Origin of the sequence: Pedobacter zeae, from assembly GCF_014196715.1 — a bacterium.
Lineage (GTDB): Bacteria > Bacteroidota > Bacteroidia > Sphingobacteriales > Sphingobacteriaceae > Pedobacter > Pedobacter zeae.
Genome location: NZ_JACIEF010000001.1, coordinates 1432395 through 1451219 on the forward strand (window position 1 = coordinate 1432395; position 18825 = coordinate 1451219).

General features: G+C 42.6%; 10 protein-coding genes. 3 read left to right on the forward strand and 7 right to left on the reverse strand.

The genetic code is table 11. The annotated features are described in order from the left end of the window. The first annotated feature begins 890 nt into the window (after positions 1–890). The 3 genes from GGQ60_RS05965 (at position 891) to GGQ60_RS05975 (ending at position 4427) form a co-directional block, all read left to right on the forward strand. Positions 891–2195, forward strand: coding sequence for a DUF3472 domain-containing protein (locus tag GGQ60_RS05965; RefSeq protein WP_183760824.1), 1305 nt, complete (start codon positions 891–893; stop codon positions 2193–2195). Between the two features lie 75 nt (positions 2196–2270). Then, positions 2271–3668, forward strand: a complete 1398-nt coding sequence (locus GGQ60_RS05970; RefSeq protein WP_183760827.1) for an endonuclease/exonuclease/phosphatase family protein — start codon at positions 2271–2273, stop codon at positions 3666–3668. A 132-nt stretch (positions 3669–3800) separates the two neighbouring features. Next, entirely contained in the window at positions 3801–4427 is a 627-nt protein-coding gene (locus tag GGQ60_RS05975) for a hypothetical protein (RefSeq protein WP_183760829.1), read from the forward strand. Between the two features lie 295 nt (positions 4428–4722). On the opposite strand, the gene GGQ60_RS05980 is transcribed toward GGQ60_RS05975, so the two are convergent. The 7 genes from GGQ60_RS05980 to GGQ60_RS06010 form a co-directional block, all read right to left on the reverse strand. Further along, positions 4723–8025: a DUF5107 domain-containing protein gene (locus GGQ60_RS05980; protein ID WP_183760831.1), complete on the reverse strand. Its 3303-nt coding sequence runs from the start codon at positions 8023–8025 to the stop codon at positions 4723–4725. A gap of 63 nt (positions 8026–8088) precedes the next feature. Continuing rightward, positions 8089–9495: a sugar porter family MFS transporter gene (locus GGQ60_RS05985; protein ID WP_308421186.1), complete on the reverse strand. Its 1407-nt coding sequence runs from the start codon at positions 9493–9495 to the stop codon at positions 8089–8091. 510 nt (positions 9496–10005) lie between these two features. After that, entirely contained in the window at positions 10006–12183 is a 2178-nt protein-coding gene (locus tag GGQ60_RS05990) for an alpha-galactosidase (RefSeq protein WP_183760836.1), read from the reverse strand. Positions 12184–12216: 33 nt separating this feature from the next. Next, positions 12217–14094: a glycoside hydrolase family 97 protein gene (locus GGQ60_RS05995; RefSeq protein WP_183760839.1), complete on the reverse strand. Its 1878-nt coding sequence runs from the start codon at positions 14092–14094 to the stop codon at positions 12217–12219. 32 nt (positions 14095–14126) lie between these two features. Then, positions 14127–15158: an aldose epimerase family protein gene (locus tag GGQ60_RS06000; RefSeq protein WP_183760842.1), complete on the reverse strand. Its 1032-nt coding sequence runs from the start codon at positions 15156–15158 to the stop codon at positions 14127–14129. Between the two features lie 37 nt (positions 15159–15195). Further along, a complete protein-coding gene (locus GGQ60_RS06005; RefSeq protein WP_183760845.1) occupies positions 15196–17526 on the reverse strand; it encodes a glycoside hydrolase family 95 protein in 2331 nt (776 codons plus the stop codon). A gap of 79 nt (positions 17527–17605) precedes the next feature. Next, entirely contained in the window at positions 17606–18817 is a 1212-nt protein-coding gene (locus GGQ60_RS06010; protein ID WP_183760848.1) for a DUF4998 domain-containing protein, read from the reverse strand. Positions 18818–18825 lie beyond the last annotated feature (8 nt).

Consider the following 18825-nt stretch of genomic DNA (forward strand, 5'->3'; position numbering starts at 1 on the left):
TAAATACTAATCGCAGTGAAGCCGACAAATAACTAAACATCATATCCTCCCTAAATCTGACCAGCAGAGAATAGATTATTACAGGTAGGCAATCAAAAACCATTTGAAGGGCTACCATATGTGCTTTCACTGTAGCTGCTTTGAGCTTGAAAGGTTCACGAATTGGCCACGAAGTGCCTTCTTACGTTTATAAAGCTATCTTTTACGATAGGAAGCTGTATCATTCACTTGGTACAGCTTCTCCATTTTACTTAATAATTAAATCATGAAATTACTTCGAACAAATTCTGACTTAGTTTTTTGATGTAATTGGTTCTTTATCATTTTTATTAATAACATGAATCACGCGGGGATTTGCGAAGACATAATTCTGCGATCCTGATGCGTTGTCAATAAACGAGAAGGCGCTGACAGTAGCAATAGATTTCTCCACACAAACGTTTGTGTGAGCTCAAATAACATGCTAAAAAACTCCTTAACCAACTACTAACTAGGTAGTTTGAAAAGATTATTTATACAATGGAACATTTCTACTAAAATACTTTCTATCTACAACTACAAGCCTTATAAATTTTGCACGGCAACTACAATATAGCGCAAAAAATGCAGATTAACAGACAAACGTTTGCGTTGACAAACTTGATCTTTTTCTAATTGTTAGTCAGTAACTTGAAACCAGTTATCGCTAATAGATCTGTTTTATATGCGTTAATATCGAAGTTTTGGATTGGGGCTAAGTATAGCAATAAGATCAGCCAAAGTAAGGCAAGTAGTTTACTGTTGAAGAATGAGGCCAGGTCAAAGAAAAACTATCTCTTGTTACAACAAGATGATCGGATCGTGTGCAAACAATCACTAACAACCCTAATATCAACCAAATTCCAAAAAAAATGAAAAAAACAACTTCTTTCGTGGTCAGTATTTTATTGTTACTTGCCTTTTCGTCTTGTAAAAAAACAGAGACATTACAAGAAATAGAAGCCGCAAAAATTAAAAGCAGCATTGCAACTACCGAAAGCTTGGGCGGCTCTTCGCTAAATGTAGGTTTAGGTGGCAACGGCTATACCGCTGGTACCGGTGGATTAATTAACGACAGTGGTTTGCACAATTGGACATCAACAAATACCATTACCAGTGTTTGGTTCCGTTTAGGGCTTACCGGAAGTTTAACCGTTGCTGTAAAAGGCACCGTACCTTCAGGAAGCAGTAATATTAAAGTAACCATTAACGGAACTGTATTTAATAAAACAATTACAGGCACAAGCGCCACCATCACTACAATTGGCACCGTAAACATCGCCGCAGCAGGTTATGTTAGGGTAGATATACAGGGTGTCAGCAAAACGGGAAGTTACTTTGGCGATATTTCTGATCTGGTAATCAGCGGACCAACTGTTGCTTCAGGTGTACAATATGCCAATACTGTAGCCGACTATTACTGGTCGAGAAGAGGCCCCTCGTGTCACTTAGGCTATACTGTACCATCAAGCACAGAATGGTTTTATAGTGAACTTACTGTGCCCAGTGGACAAGATAAAATTGGTTCTTACTTTATGGCCGATGGTTTTGACGGCGGTTATTTCGGCATGCAGGTTAATTCGGCAACCGAAAGAAGAGTGCTATTCTCGGTATGGGATCCATCAACAGGCTCCACCACCCTGGTTAGAAAAGGAACCGACATCACCAGCAATGGTTTCGGAGGCGAGGGTACCGGCGGACAATCATATCTGTTATTTAACTGGGTAGCAGGCACCACCTATAAATTCTTATTACAAGGCAAACCCGATGGTACCGGTGGCTCTGATTACACGGCATGGTTTTATGCACCAGAAAATGGCGCATGGAAAATTATAGCACAATGGAAACGCCCAAATACAACCGCTTATTTAACGGGCATGTATTCATTTATAGAAAACTTCAACCCAGACCAAGGCTATCTGCAAAGAAGCTGCAACTATGGCAACCAATGGTATAAAACAAGTACAGGAAGCTGGACAGAGGTTACTGGGGCTAGATTTACTTATGATGCTACCGCCTCGGCAGAACAGCGTATGGATTACCAGGGCGGCGTAACAGGCAATAATTTCTACTTAAAAAATGGCGGTTTCTTTGCTACTTACACCACTTACGGCACCACTTTTACCCGGACAGCTACCGGTACTGCACCAAGCGTTAATTTAACCACATTACCTTAATCTAGCCATCTTATCATAATGATATCCCAGGTGCCCGGCTACCGTGTTCCTGGGATATATTAATCCACAAAAATTATGAAAAATAATTATCTGGCCATTATCTTGTTCAGTTTTCTTTTTATGAGCTGCAAGAAAGATCATCCCCTAACATCATCAAACCATACCGCCTCATTTAAACCACAAACATTAGGAGTTACTAACACTTCAACCCCAATTAAGCTAAAAGTTCTACAATTAAACGTTTGGCAAGAGGGTACGAAAGTAACAGGAGGCTTTAACGGCATTGTGGATGCCATTGTGCAATCAGGGGCTGATGTGATTACCTTAAGTGAAGTACGTAATTATAGCAATACAAATTTTAGTGCCAGGATTGTTACGGCATTGCAAGCAAAAGGACTTACTTTTTACTCCTTTAAGGATGATAATGTGGGCATTGTATCTAAATATCCAATTGCTTCGTTCAAAGCATCTATATATGGAAATGCATTTGATAAAATCATTATAAAGCTTAATGTGAATACTCAGGTCGCGGTTTATTCGGCACATTTAGATTATCTGAATTATGCCTGTTACCTGCCGAGGGGTTATGATGGCAACAGCTTTCAAAAGATAAGTCAACCCATAACCGACGTAAATGCCGTTTTGGCTTCCAACTTACAATCGAGCAGAGATGAGCAAATTACTGCTTTTATTAACGATGCCAAGTTGGAAAGAGATAGCGGAAGAATTGTAATATTAGGTGGAGATTTTAATGAACCTTCTCATTTAGACTGGGTTGATGCGCAAAAAAACTTATTCGATCATCATGGTACGATTATACCTTGGCAAGGAAGTGTAGCCTTATATGCTAAAGGATTTAAAGATTCGTACCGGGTTAAAAATCCAAATCCGGTGTTGGCTCCCGGCTTTACCTGGGCAGCTTTCAATACCAGCGCAACTTTATCATCGCTTGTTTGGGCACCCGATGCCGATGAAAGAGATCGGATTGATTATCTATATTATGCCGATAACAGCAACAGGGTAAGCGTTGATGAATCTGTTGTATTTGGGCCATCAGGTTCTATAGTACGTGGACAGGGTTACGAAGATGCTACTTATACCAACCCTTTTATTATCCCTACAGGCACATGGCCTTCTGATCATAAAGGGCTGATTACCACCTTTTCAATTACAACAGTTGTACCCAGTTTAACCCTAAACAAAACTACCTATTCAACCGGGGAAACCATTACGGTAAATTTTGCCAACGGCTCTACCGATTCGCAAGCTTGGGTAGGCATTTATCAAAACGGCAAAGTACCCGGCACCAGTAATTATGCCAGCGCATGGAAATATACGAACGGACTTGCAACCGGAAGCACAACATTAACATTGCCTGCCAATAGTCCTGCGGGTTCCTACTTTGTGGCTTATTTTAAGGATAACGCTTATGTTGAAATTGCACCAAGAGTTGCTTTTACGTATGGTAACTAAGGGATAAAGCGGAATATTATTACTTCAAGAAAAGCTGCCGTTTTCCGGCCAGGAAAACGGCAGCTTTAGCAAAAACTACATGACTGAATTCCAATCCAAACAATCAAACCAATTTTTCCCTATTTTTAAACCATGAAATCCATCCACCAAATCACTCTGGTCATCCTAACGCTGCTCTTCGCCCACACCACAAGCGCCCAGACCAAGCAGGATCCCCGCATCGCCCAATTCCTCAGCCAGAAAGCAGCCCTCAAGACCAGCGCAGCCCACAACCTGTTGCAAACACTCTTCCCCGAATACAACCTCAAACAAATGCAGCACATCTGCCTCATCGTGGGCGACTGGACCGCCGCGGACCAGCAAGACAAAAGATTCAAATACCTCTACCAGCAGCGCTTCTACCTCGCCGCCAAAGTAGACACCTTAAAAGACAGCCCCGAGACCATCGCAGAAAAAATCTCCAAAATGTGGAATATCTATCAGCAGACCGGATACACCTCATGCAACGCCAGCACCTTCGATGTCAGAGACGGAAACCTACTCAAATACGCTGTAGCCGATAAGTTTGAAGATTTTCTTCAAGACGCCATCAAATGGAAACTGGACCTGAACAAAATAGACAGCAGCGATGGGATGACCCTGCTCGATTACATTGATGACAACCTCCTGCGTGCCAAAGGATCTGCTTTTGAATCAACCTACAAAAAATACCACGACATGTTCAGAAAAGCCGGCGCCAAATACAAAAAAGAGCTCTAGCAGCACACCCAAAAGCACCAACCAGGAATTGACCAAAACCTTTTAAAAAGCCATCAAAGAGAATGACCCGGACATGCTAAAAAAGTGCTTTGAGTTTATAGAAAAGCCCCGGGGAAAGACAGACCGCAGATTTGAAAACACCCCAAGAACCACCACCCCTGATAAAAATCAGTAAAAAGCACCACTTTAAATCAGGTGGTGCTTTTTGATTTTTGAAGCCCCCGGTTAATCCTGGTATTGGCTAAAGTTAGAGGATTGCAAAGTCTGCTCTAAAAAATACTGAAAGGCTGTTCGCTTAACTTACCTGAGCCATTTCCAGCAGTTTTTGATGAATAACAACTCCGAGATGGCCTTTTTCCATTGTCAATACCTGCTCAAATGATTCATTGGCGTTATTGATCTGATTTAATCCCAGATGCCCAAGTCCCTTCATGTATAAACAGTGGATTTTATTGCGTTTGTCGAGATTGTCTTCCCAAATAGTTAAATCCGGTAATGAAACCGCAAAATAATCAATACTCACCTGATCGTTGAGGTGATGGATAGCATAAGCAATCAGTTTTTCAAAACGCAGATCTGCCTCGGCCTTCCTGCCTAATTTAAGAAGCGCAAGCCCCTGGTAAAAAATCTTATCGGGTTGCTGGTCATTGTAAAAAATAGCGGCAGCGGGTTCGCTTAAACCAGTAGCAGCTTTTTCCCAATAGGTTTTGGCCTTCACACTATCGCCAAGTTTTTCAAGGGCAAGCCCCAGCCAGTAAAAAATATCATTTTCCTGGGCTCCGGTTAGTTTACCTTCAGCCAGGTTATACGGATATTGCTGCGCACTGTCAAGGTAGCTTACCGCTAGCTCGTAATTTCCGTTACCTATGGCCCGTTTGGCAAGTTCTACCAAAGCACTAACGTATTGGATAGCTACTTTACCTTCACCTCCCTCCCACGGATGGAAAATCCTGTTTTTCAATAATTCAAGGGCTTCCTCATGCTTACCCTCAAGATTCAGCAGGGTGACGTACTCCAGATAAACATCATCCCTGCCGGCAACCATATTTTTGTTTTCATGAAGGAAATTAAACCTGAAACCGAGGTCTTTATTCACCCTTTTATATAACTGATCGAGCTCCATTAAAATGCGCGCATCACTTTTATCCAGTTCAAATGCGCTTTCAAGCCATGCCACTGCCTGTTCATGCTTATCTGTTTTATTGTAATAAGCTAAAGCCAGGTTTCGCTGAACGGTTGGGAAATCCGGATCGATCGCAATCGATTTCTCCCAACAGCTGATGGCTTCGTTGTAATGTTTAAAAGCATACCAGAAATTGCCCAGGTAATAAGGTGCCTTCGCATCTTCAGGGTTTTGCAATATGGCCTGTTCTAAGGCGATAACAGCTTCGATCTGATTCGGGAAACAATAGCCTGGATGGGCAGCAGCGGCCTGGTGTAAAGTGCTTTTTGCAAGTTTTTCGTTTCCATTTTTACTGTAAAACAAAGCCAGGTAATAATAAGCCAATGGATAAACATCTTTTTGCTGCCCGATACCGGAATTTAACAATAGAATAGCCTCATGATATAAACCTGCAGCGGCATAATCAAGTGCATATTCGATGTAAGTATGAATGTTTCCCCTGATCAAAGCATGTACCTCGGTTAAATCGGATGGTTTCTCAGATAAAAGATATTTCTCGAAGCGGATACCAAAATTGAAGCGATCGTTTTCCAAAAATCCATCAATTGCAGCCTGTGCTTTTTGGGTTTTGCCCAGTTTGCGTAAAATCACCACCTGCAAGTGCAGTGCCTTTTCATCGTGGGTATTTTTGGAAATTGATTTTTCAATATGGGTCAAAGCGCTTTCCAGGTCACCTTTGATCACATCAAGCTGTGCAATATGGAAATAACCTTGATTTTGCTGAGCTGCATTCCAGATCGATTTATAAAAAGCATCATAAGCTTCTTCAAATTTATCCTGAAACTTTAACGATAAGCCGAGGTTAAAATAAGGTTCGCCATCATAAGGGTTCGGGTTGCGCGCAGTAAGCGTTTTAACTGCCTTTTTAAAGAAGGCTTCCGATTCGGCGAACTTAGCACTTCTTAATTTTAAAAGGCCCACAGCATTGTTGCACCTGGTATCGCCATCATCCCTACTTAAAGCTTCCAGGTAATAATCTAAAGGATTGTAAATGGCATGCCGGTATTGCTCCAGATGCAGGCCGGTTAAGAAAAGTTGCTCGTTGTTTTCGATATCTGCAGGGGCCTTTGCAGGTTTTGCTGCTTCAGGAATACCGGTTTCATTTTCGCCCTCCCATTTCCAATCCACCAAAACATTGCCTTTTTCATCGGTAACACTGATGTGCAATGCTTCAGGATTTCCTTCAAAATCGATTTCTTTTTCATAAGATACGGTTGGTGCTGCATCGTAGCCGTCGTTTAACAATTCGCGGTCGCCATCTTTTAGTAAAATCCTGGTATTGGGATAAAGTCCGGTAGTATACACCTTTACGGTCAGTTTTCCGTCGGCCTGTTCCATATTAAGCATGGCATTTTTGGTCGCATTTTTCACCACTCCCAAATCGCGATAAGGAATATAATACTGCACAAAATCCTTATATTCGCCCGGCATGATCCAAGAAAAATCGGGTTGGTTATCGGTATAAACACCACACATCAGTTCGATATATGGCCCGTCCTCGTCGGTAAGGTTACGGTCCCAGGCCTGCCCGAAATCGCCATTGCCCCAGGTCCACTGCTTTTTACCCGGTGAAATGTGGTGATTCGCTACATGAAGTAATCCGCCTTTACTATCGTTTTCATATCCACCCACAAAATTGTATTTAGACGAAACCGCCATATAAGAAGTTGGCACCGGGATATTTTTATAACGCGAAATATCAGTACCGGGCGAATAATCTACTTTGTAATAGGTTCCTTTGGCAATCGGGAAAGAAGACACATCGCGTTTGCCATGATCGAAAACCGCATTCACATCAGGTGGAAAAACAGACTGGTAATCATCATTTACCTTAACCGCAGGGTTTGCCCACCATAAAAATGTTTGTGGAAAAGGTGTTCTGTTATACAGCTGCCCTTTAATTTCAAGGTAATTTTTATCGGGGTATAGCGTAAAGCCAATGGTTCCTTTTGTACGGAACATCCTTTCTACCTCGCTACACCAAACGGTTGCGCTGCCATCTTCGTTTTCTTCGAACAGGGAATCAACCGGATCGAAAGTAGAAGGACGATGGTGTTGTGGCCAGTTAAATTCGATACCACCTGAAATCCACGGACCGGTTAACCCCACCAAAGCCGGTTTGATTACCTGGTTATAGTAGATAAAATGCCGGTTTTTCGTCTTATCAAAAGCCATCTGAACCCTTCCGCCCAGTTCAGGCAGGATCATGATCTTCACAAAAGCATTCTCCAGGTAAACAGCCTGGTAGGATTTATCAACTTTCTCATCGGCAATTTTCTCGATCACAGGGTAAGGATAAACAGCCCCACTGCTGCCCTGGTAAACTCTTTTTTCAATAAATACCGGATTTTTTTCCGGCAGTCCAACTTCGTAGGTTGGGATAATAACAGCTTCTGTCCAAACTTTAACTTTCATATTTTTGAATGAGCATTTTATAATGTTAATAGGTATTTATAAGGGTATTTAATCAGGAGAGGTTTAATGTCCTATTAAACTGGTTTCCAGTTCTTCTAAAGTCTGCCCTTTGGTTTCTCTCACCTTGCGTTTTACAAAAAAGAATCCCGCCAAACAGATTACAGCGTACAGGTAAAAAGGGCCGAATGCACCGAGCCATTTGGCTAAAATCGGGAAGGTGAACACCAGTACGAAATAGGCACTCCACAGGGCCACAATGGCCACGGATGAAGCTTTACCCCTGATACTGTTCGGGAAAATTTCTGAGATCAATACCCAGGTAACCGGGGCCAGTGAGGTGGCATAAGTAGCAATGGCCAGCAATACGAAAACCGAAATCAGGTTGGCCTGGGCATTACTTTGCAATAAGAAGGCTAAGATAATGTACAATACCGATAGGCCTAACGAGCCGATGAGCATTAATGGCCTGCGGCCAAGCTTATCAACCTGCCACATGGCAATAATGGTAAATACCAGGTTCACAATGCCGATGGCTACAGTTTCGAAAAGTTGCCTGTCTAAATTTGCACCAACCGCTTCGAAAATGGTTGAAGTATAGTTAAACACCACATTGATACCGCATAATTGCTGAAAAACGGCTAAAGTAATACCCACCACTACAGCCGGACGGATGGCTTTTGCAAAAACAGCCCGGTAACTCTGCTTTTCTTCACCACCATCCATTGAAGTACTGATTTTGGCAAAAGTTTGCGCTACAAAATATGAATTGCCGATTTTGTTCAGCACTTTTTTAGCCTGGTCTATTCTCCCTGACTTGATCAGCCAACGCGGGCTTTCTGGTAGCCATAAAACGCCTAACAGAAACAATGCAGCCGGCACGGTACCTAAACCGAACATCCACCGCCAGGCATTTACACCATAATCGGCCAGTTTATAATTAATTAAATTGGTAACTAAAATCCCGATAACGACGGTAAGCTGGTTAATTGCCACATTCCTGCCGCGTTTTTCGGGTGGCGAAACTTCGGCAATATACATCGGGCTTAACATAGAAGCCATACCTACACCTACACCTGCTGCAAAACGCATCAGGATAAAAACAGTGAGATGATGAGCGAGCGCCATTCCGATAGAGGATGCCGCAAATATTAATGCGGCAAGCATTAATCCCGGTTTGCGGCCCTTACTATCTGCAATATTACCCGCTATCAGGCAGCCCACGATACATCCTAGCGCCAAAGAGCCTGTTAAGAAACCCTCCCAATAAGCATTAAGGGCAAATTCGGTTCGTAAAAAGGGTAAAGCACCAGAAATTACAGCAAAGTCGAAACCGAAAAGGTATCCACCCAATGCGGATATAAAAGATATTCCCAGGATATAAGCGTTATTGTAAGCAACTTTTTGATTGTCCATTATTCGTTTTATTTGGTTAGCAGATTCGATATCAAGCTGATGTTCAAAACTAGTTATCCGATTCTAAGCATCCAATATGCCAGGCAAGCTATTTAATGGATTATTAGCGCAATAAAATGGAGAATATGATCATACCATTCCGCTCAGATTTTTAACCAACCTTATCGTATTAAAAGTAAAAAAATAATGCTCCAGGTCAACAAATCCCAATGCTGTAATCGAAGAATATTTGTCCTTTACACCTTTGTTTAATGTTTTTTCACCACATCAGTTTGCCTTCCAACACCGAGAAGAGCATAACCCTACCTATGTTCAGGCGGCTGGCGGTTATCCTTAAAAATGGATTATTTCTACAGCTACCGCATTATAAAAGCAGATAAAACATCTTCCCGGTCGATGGCTGGAAAACATGTCATCGCAGACCTCTTATTTAAAGTAACTGAGCGATGAGCAGGCAACGGTCGAGCTGGTGCACTTAAGCAAAAAAACCTTAAGACCAACAAGGTCTTAAGGTACAATGTAATGATATTTCTACCTCACCGCATGGCTGGATGCGTTAAAAACAACTTACTGTGCTTCAATTTTCAGAACCACACTCGTCCTGTTCTGGTTTACATCGGGGTTAAAGCCAATTTTCATCAGAAAATCTCCAGTATAACTTTTCGTACTGTCTATTGATGATTTAACGCCCGGATATACATTAATCTCTGATAGCTTATAATTTTTAGCGGGATCCAGGCCATTAAACCTGATCGGCAATTTACTGCCCTCACCATAGCGGTTGCTAACCAAGTAGTTGAAAACGATGCCGTTTTTTTTATCTTCACTAAGGTAAAGCATTGAGGCTACGCTGCTTTCCCTCGGATTGGAAAGCCTATACTGGTCGCCCTGCCAGATCACCGGTTTAACCTGGTTATAGGTTTTAATAGCCTCCTGGCAAAAGGCCAAATCTCCTGCAGACAGATGACCAACCACAATATCAAAGCCCATCTTCCCCATCATGGCTACATCTGTACGGAACTTAATTGGCTGTTTGCCCCAGTCGGTAACATGGTTGGAGCTGGAGATTGCTGGATAGAAGTAAGAATACTCCCATTGCATAAAGATGCGCTCTAAAGGATCGGTATTATCGCTTGGCCAAAACTCAGTGAAGTATTGTAAGGCTCCATAATCAACCCTTCCGCCACCTCCAGAGCATAACATCATCGGCACCGCCGGGTATTTCTTTCTGATGCGCTCAAGCACTTTGTACAATCCGCGTACATATTCGATATAAAAATGCGACTGGTTTTTAAGGCTTACCGAATGCGCATTGTAAATTACCGCGTTACAGTCCCATTTAATGTAGGCCAGCTCAGGGTTTTTGGTAAATAGATCATCTACCACGCCGAAAACAAAATCCTGTACTTTCGGGTTGGTTAAATCGAGCACCAGTTGATTACGGAAATAAAATTCTTCCCTTTTGGCTTGTTTAACCACCCAATCAGGATGTTTTTCGTAAAGCTCACTTTTAGGATTCACCATTTCGGGTTCAATCCAGATCCCGAATTTTACATCGTTGTTTTTGGCTTCTTTCACCAATGAGGCAATCCCGTTAGGTAGTTTCTTTTTGTTTTCTTCCCAATCACCCAAGCCGGCCACATCACCGTTACGGGGATATTTGTTTGCAAACCAGCCATCATCAAGCAAAAACATATCAACCCCGAGCTTTTTGGTATCTTTTATCAATCCGGATAGTTTATGCTCGTCGAAATCGAAATAAGTGGCTTCCCAGTTGTTCAGCAAAGTTAACCTGGTGCCTTTGCCATCCAGTAAACGGTAATTGCGTGCCCACGATTGCAGGTTTCTGCTTGCAGTACCTTTACCGCTACTTGATAAAGTGGTGAGAAAAGAAGGCGTGCGAAAGACCTCAGCTGGCTTTAAGCTATAATCAGATACATAATTATTAATGCCTGAAATGATCCTCAAATTATCCAGCTGATCCAGCTCCAGATCGGTACGGAAGTTGCCGCTATAGGCCAGTGTGCCATAAAGTACCGTGCCCTCGTTTTCTGTGGCTGGTTTATCCATCGATACCATAAATACGGGAGGCTGGAACAGGTTTGCACGCGTACCCAATTTCGAATCGAGTGTTTTGATCCCGTGGGTAATTTTACTTTCTTCGGGTTGCATTTCTTTCGCCCAATCGCCATGGTACTGGGTTAAGAAAAAGGATCCTCCCCTTAAATACAGGTTGGCAGAAGCAAATTTATGCAGGGTTACATTACCCTTCCCGTTATTTCTGATCTCGGTCCATTGCTCTACCACATTTTCATTGTAATAAACTTTATAGTAAAGGGTAGTTTCGAGGTTATATACCGGGTCTTTTAATACCATACTGGTGATGGCAACATTGTCAGATTCTTTTTTTACACTGTGACCAACATAATGCAGGTCAAGGGAATTATTGCCATCGGCATGGGTAACTGAAATGGCCGGTTCGAATAAATTCCTGGTACCGGAAGTGGTATAGGCCTCATCATTTACGCCGGTATAATCGCTCCCTTGTTTGTATGCGGTTAATATATTGGCATAATCGCTTTGCGAAGCAAGTTTTGGCCCATAGTACACCATTTTAACATTGGTTTTGGTATCTACCTGTAGCACCATGGCATTCTGTTTGGTTTCTATGGGAATAAGCGTTTGTGATTTTACTTCCAGCAAACATAACATCAGGCCCGAAAATAAAGTAACCGATAATTTCATATCATTTAGGTTCTGTGGATAAAAAAATTTTAATTAAGGATGGATAACTATTACAAAACCGCCACCCTTTGCCATATTGAGGGGCAGTACGGTTTTTGGGTTCACGGTGATGGTTTTGTAGCTGTAGGCGCTTGCATCGGTATTGGCATTTGGCGCATCACTATAAATTTCGGCCTGGAAATGTCCTGGTGGCAGGAAAGAAAAATCGACATTTACCTGATGTTCATTCCAATTGCCCATACCGCCAACATACCAGGTTTTGCCTTTCCTTTTGGCCATTACTACTTCCTCACCCAATTTAGCCGAGAGTACTTTTTCTTCGTCGTAAACTGTTGGCACTGCCGATAAATAACGCATCACGGTATCTTCTTTCATATAAGCACTTGGCGAATCGGATAACATGGCCAGGGGTTGGCGGTAGATTACATACATGGCCAGTTCGTGGCAGCGTGTGCCTTGCCCTGAAGGCAAGCCCTGATCAATGGGTTTAAAAGTTTCTTTGGTTTTGTTGCGCATTGCCCCTGGTGTATAATCAAACGGACCTGCCAGCATGCGGATAAAAGGCGTAAGCAGCTGCAGATCGGGATTAATGGTGTAATCCCATTTATCGGATTCGGCACCCCTTACGGCTTCATAATTCACAATGTTCGGATAAGTTTTTTCCAGTCCGGTGGGTTTACTGCAACCGTGAAAATTGATCATCAGTTTCCTTTTGGCCGCTGCTTTGGCAATAATTTCAAACCATTTAATGGCTTCCTGGTCGTCGCGGTCAATAAAATCTACTTTTAAACCTGCGGCCCCCAGCGATTGCACAAAATCGAGGTTTTTATCCAGGTTTTTAAGTAAGGTAGTGGCCACACACCACAAAAACACCCCTACATTTTTCGATTTCGCATTGGCAATAACCGCTTTAATATCATTTTTAGGATTAACCTGGGTAAGATCGTAATTGTTAGACCAACCTGCATCTACCATTAAATACTCCAGTTTGTATTTTGCAGCAAAATCAACATAATAGTTATAAAGGGCGGTATTCCGGTTATCCATTCCCGATGGAATCGGAGCACCCGGCAATAGGGCATCGTGCCACCACTCCCAGGCGGCTTTCCCAGGTTTGATCCATTGCGTATCCTTAATTTTTGATGGCGTAGCCAGCTCAGTAACCAAACGATTGGTTAGTAGCTGTTTATCATCTGTAGCGATAATGGCAATACGCCAGGGATAACTCCGCTCACCGCTTGTTTTGGCAATAAAAGGAAAACGTTGTTTCACCACCGATACAAAATTGCCCCAGCTACCCGGTACGGTAAGCGATGGCAACTGTGCCCATTCGCCAACAAAGCCTGCTTTCTCTTTTTTCACATACATTCCCGGATAGTCGAAAAGATCTGATTCGGCCACAATAACTTTTGTACCGTCTTGATAAGCAAAAAGTGCAGGTGTAGTAGCCCTCTTTCCCACTGCAATGCTTTCAACTGCATCCGATTTAGTGTAAACACCTTCCCAGGTAGTATAATTGTCGGTTTCCTGCAGTACTGCAGCAGCATCCGGCCTTACATTAAAAGTAGCGGTTTCGTTAATTACTTTAACCGAATCTTTTAGATGCGTAAGAAAACGGTAAGCAAACCCTTCGTTGTATAACCTGAAAACCACATCGTAACGTTTGCCAAACTTTAACGTTAAAGAATTATAACGAGCGGTTTTTTGTTCCAATGTTTTACCCGGAATATCACCACCACCCAGCTGATCATTTTCCATTTCCATGCCTATTGGCGAAAAAGCTATAATTTCATTTTGTTTGCGCGTAATCGAATAGCCTAAAGTGTTACCACAGCTAATGTTTACGCTCATATTTCCATCAGGAGATTTCAGGACATAATTTTTCTGCGAAAAAGCGGTCTTACTGGTCAAAAACGGCATTAAGAAAATAAGTAAAAAAGGTCTCATCGTTGTATAGTATCGAACTGGTAAATAATTTTTTGTTGGTAAACTGCTCCTTTCTCTATGGCCACGGCCGGTGCAATAGGCTGGTTTGGCGCATCAGGGTAATGCTGGCATTCCAGGCATAAGCCGTTAAATGCAACATAGGGTTTGCCATGATGGCCTATCCCTGCGGTATTTAAAAAATCGCCGGTATAAAGCAGCACTCCGGGACTATCGGTAAAAACTTTTAATCTCCGGCCTGAAATTTCATGCAAAAGTTCTGCAGCCAGCACCAGTTCGGCCGGTACTTTCTTTGCCAAGAGATAATAATTATTCAATCCCTTGTTATCATTTTCAGCCATTACGCTGGCAACCGGTTGCCCACTAAAAGCGTTTTTGCCTACCGGGATGATCATCCCGGTAGGCAGATAATCTTTATTCATTTCAAGCATTTCTGTTGATGGAATGCTTAAGCGGTGGTCGAAAATATCAGTATGTTTACCGCTTAAATTAAAATAGGCATGATTGGTAAAACTTACTATGGTTTTCTGGTTGGAATGGGCCTTAAAATCGATTAAAATTTCGTTTTTATCTGTTAATTCGTACGATACGGTGCAATGCAGATCGCCGGGAAAGCCACCTTCGCCTTCTTTGCTATATAATCTAAATAGCACCTTATTGCCCTTTACCTCGTAATAGAAAAGCTTATTGCTAAAACCGCTTGCCCCGCTATGATTGATATTGGCACCGTCGTTGACATCCAATTGAAAGGTTTTACCATCGAGTACAAACCTGCCCTGGGCAATGCGGTTGGCAAAACGGCCTATGGTCGCCCCAAGGTAATTCTGGTCATTAAAATAATCTTCCAACTGAGTAAAACCCAACACCACATCAGCAAACAAGCCATTTTTATCGGGCATAATTGCCGACACCAGGCTTGCTCCATAATTACTGAGCGAAATGGATGCACCGTGTTTATTGCTTATTTTAATAAGATTAGCCACACCAGGCCCTGTAACAATATTATCTTCTTTTATATGGGTAATGGTCATGATCTGTTTTTGGTAGGTTGAGGGATAAACAGTTTATTTAACCTGTTTTTTTTGAAGAAACCACATTGATCATTTTTCCGTTCACTTTAACCTTAACAGGATTGGCATTGGCCGAAAAAACCTGGTATTGGGTTACCACACCATCTTTCCAGCTTACATTAACGGTATAATTGCCCCTGGCCTTTAAACCCTTAACACTGCCGTATTTTTTCCAGGCATCGGGTATGGCAGGCAGCAGGTTAATATAACCCTCATGGCTCTGGATCAGCATTTCTGCGATGCCTGCAGTAGCACCAAAATTCCCGTCAATCTGGAAAGGAGGTCCGGCCGATAACAGGTTATCGTACAGCCCTCCGCCTGCTCCGTAATTGATATCGGTACGATGGGTAGGTTTTAACAACGCTCTGAATAGTTTAAAAGCCCTGTTCCCATCGCGCAGCCTCGCCCAGAATAAGAGTTTGTAAGCAATTGACCAGCTTGGCCCGTCATCACCCCGAACGTTAAGCGTTTTTTTAGAGGCTTCGGCCAGATCAGGGGTACCGTCAACCGTAATCAATGAGGCAGGATAAACGCCATAGAGATGCGAAATATGGCGGTGTTGCGGATCGGTTTCCTTGTAATCTTCAATCCACTCCATTATCCGCCCATCTTTAGAAATCCTAGCTGCGGGTGGTAACAAACTCAATTGATGCTGAAGCAATTTTTGCAAAGTTTCATCTTTACCCAATTTTTTAGCTGCTTCAATTACATTGGTAAAGAGCTCCCTTACAATCTGGTTATCAATGGTTGGGCCCATCGTTACATTGGCTGTTTTTCCATTGGGCAGGTAAAAACTATTTTCGGGCGATACTGAAGGGGAAGTCATCATCCAGCCGGTTTTAGGGTCTTTAACCAATACGCTGCTATAAAACTGCGCAGATCCTTTAATAATCGGATATATTTTTTTCAGGTAGTTGATGTCCTTACTAAAGGCATAATGATCCCAGAGGTTATTGCAGAGCCAGCCCGAGCCGGCATTGGCAACACCCCAGGAGGCACTTTCACCCGGTTCGGTAAAGCCCCAGATATTGGTAATTACGTGTGCAATCCAGCCATCGGCCTTATAATAAGCCTTCGCTGTTTTTTGTCCGTTAGGCACCAGGTTACCTACAAGATCAACTAATGGAAGATTAAGCTCAGAGAGATTTACCACTTCCAGCGGCCAATGGTTCATTTGAACATTCACATCTAAATGATAGTCCCCATTCCATGGGGTATGAATTTGGTTGGCCCACAGCCCCTGTAAATTTGGGGGCAACAATCCTACACGTGTACTCGAAATGCTCAGGTACCTTCCATATTGAAAAAACAGGGCTGGCAACTGTAAATCAGATTCAGGATCCTTATAGTATAGTGCTAAACGTTTATCGGTACTCAACAGGCTGTTTTTGCCTGTACCCAGATCAATATCCAACCGCTTAAACATCTGCTGAAAGGCCTGCCGATGTTTTAATTTTTCGACAGCATAATGCTGTTTAATGGCCTTATCCAGCAAAAGTGCTGCATGCTGCCTGAATTGATGATCCTTATAACTGGTTTTTACCGATAAATAAATGGTAAGCATATTGGCCTTTGTGATTTCAAGTGCATTACCATCTTGATTGATTTTACCTCCCGAGATTACAGGATCCAACAATGCGAGGTACTCCATCCCTTTACCATCTATGCCATTATCAAGCTGGCCGGAAAGCGCAATCCTGTTGCCTCTTACCTGGCTCTCCCCACGTTCAGGACGGCTAAGTGAAAGTTTACAATTGATCTGTCCAGGTTTATCGGCAGTCATCCTGATTACGGCCACATCGCCGCTGAAACTGGTAAAGTATTCCCTCCTGAAATGTACATTATTCAGCGTATAATCAGTGGTAGCCATGGCATCGTTAAGCAAAAGTTCCCTTTTGTAAGTAGCAGGTGTTTTTTCCTTCCCTTCGTATTGGTATTGGATATCCAAGTTGCCCAGTACCTGAAAACAGCCCCAGTTGGCACCACCGGATCCCTTTCCGGTACACACAAAATTTTGATTAACCAGGTTTTGGGCCTCGTCATTTTTCCCTTCAAGAATGAGCTTTCTGATGTCGGGCAGGGTTTTATAGGCTTCGTAATGATTAGCATCCTGCGGTGCGCCAGACCAAAGTGTAATATCATTGAGTACAATATGCTCGCTGTTTATGCCACCATCGGGCATCATGCCCAAACGGCCGTTGCCCAGAGGCAATGTTTCTTCCCAGCGGCTTGCAGGTTTATTGTACCAAAGTTTAAAAAGTTTACTTTGGGCAAAACTATGCGATAGTGCAAAAAGCAAAATAAGAAAGCTACAGATTAATTTTTTCATGGAAAGTAGTGGGCAATCGGATCGGATAGATAAGCTACGCCATCTGTTGATCGCTCAAAGATGGCGCAGCAGTATAAAATTAGTTACGTTGATAAAAACTGAGCTCGCTAAAGTGGAGATAACCTTCGCCGCCCCAGGTTTCGAGTACCTTAAACCGGACATACCTGTATTTTGGAATGGAGGCAGGGAATACAAACTTCTCGCCCGCCTGCGCAAATGCCCTATCCTGATCGGTATTCTGGCCTTTAGGCAGCCCAGATGGCTTAAAGGAAGTAAAAGTCTGGAGTTTTGTCCAGCTATCCCAAGTGCCGTTTGGATTGGGATTATTGCTGGCCCAAACCTCAAATGTTTTAATGTTCCCCACGCTGTATAAAGCATTTTCGCGCTGCCAGAGCCTAAAGTTATCCAACTGCACCTGTACACCAAGGTCGATACTAAACCATTGTGGCATACCCGATCCTCCGGTATGGAAACCCTGGTCTTGCCCCTTAATGTTATCCCAAACATTTGGCAATACCCAACCGTATTCTGATGGGCTATCGGTGGGCAGGTTTAAATTCCTGAAAAGTGATTTATCACACTCGGTAACTTTAATTATTGTCGGAAAATCAGAAAACTGTGCGGCACTAAAAGTATCAATTGATCCGGCTTCAGGATAATATGAAGAACGGTATTGAATGGCGGTACCCGCTTTATAATTCGGAATAACAATGGCATTATCATTTGCAGGTAATTGCCTTTCCTCTATTGCGCCAAGGATATTCGTATAGCGAATCGTAGTCGACACATTCATCGTATCCCTTTTATTAAAGTTTAACTTTAAAGTACCATCTGCCTGGAACACATAGGGTTCAGTGCTATTCACTCCCCTGTTTAATAAGGTAGCAATATAGGTTGCTCCGTAAACCCTTACATTGTTGATTTCGGTTGCAATGGATTTATTGCCATCGCTATCGTACGATAGCACCGAAAAGCTGTATACATATTCGTCCAGGTTAGGAATAATGACCTTTACTACATCACTGGGATTATGCGTGGTTGCCGGCACTTCCAGCTTACTGGCTCCATTGTTCCAGGTAACCATGTATTTGGTAATACTCGGATCCGGACTCGGGTTCCATACGAGCTGTGCCCGCAGGTTACCTGTATTGTAGCCTGCGTTGGCAATTTTACCTGAATATTTGATCTCTTTGTTTTCCAGAAAGGCCTTGTAATCATCATCGTACTTTTTACAGCCAATGAAAATAACGGACACGAAGCAGATGAAAGTGATATTAAATATAGTTTTCATGATCTAGT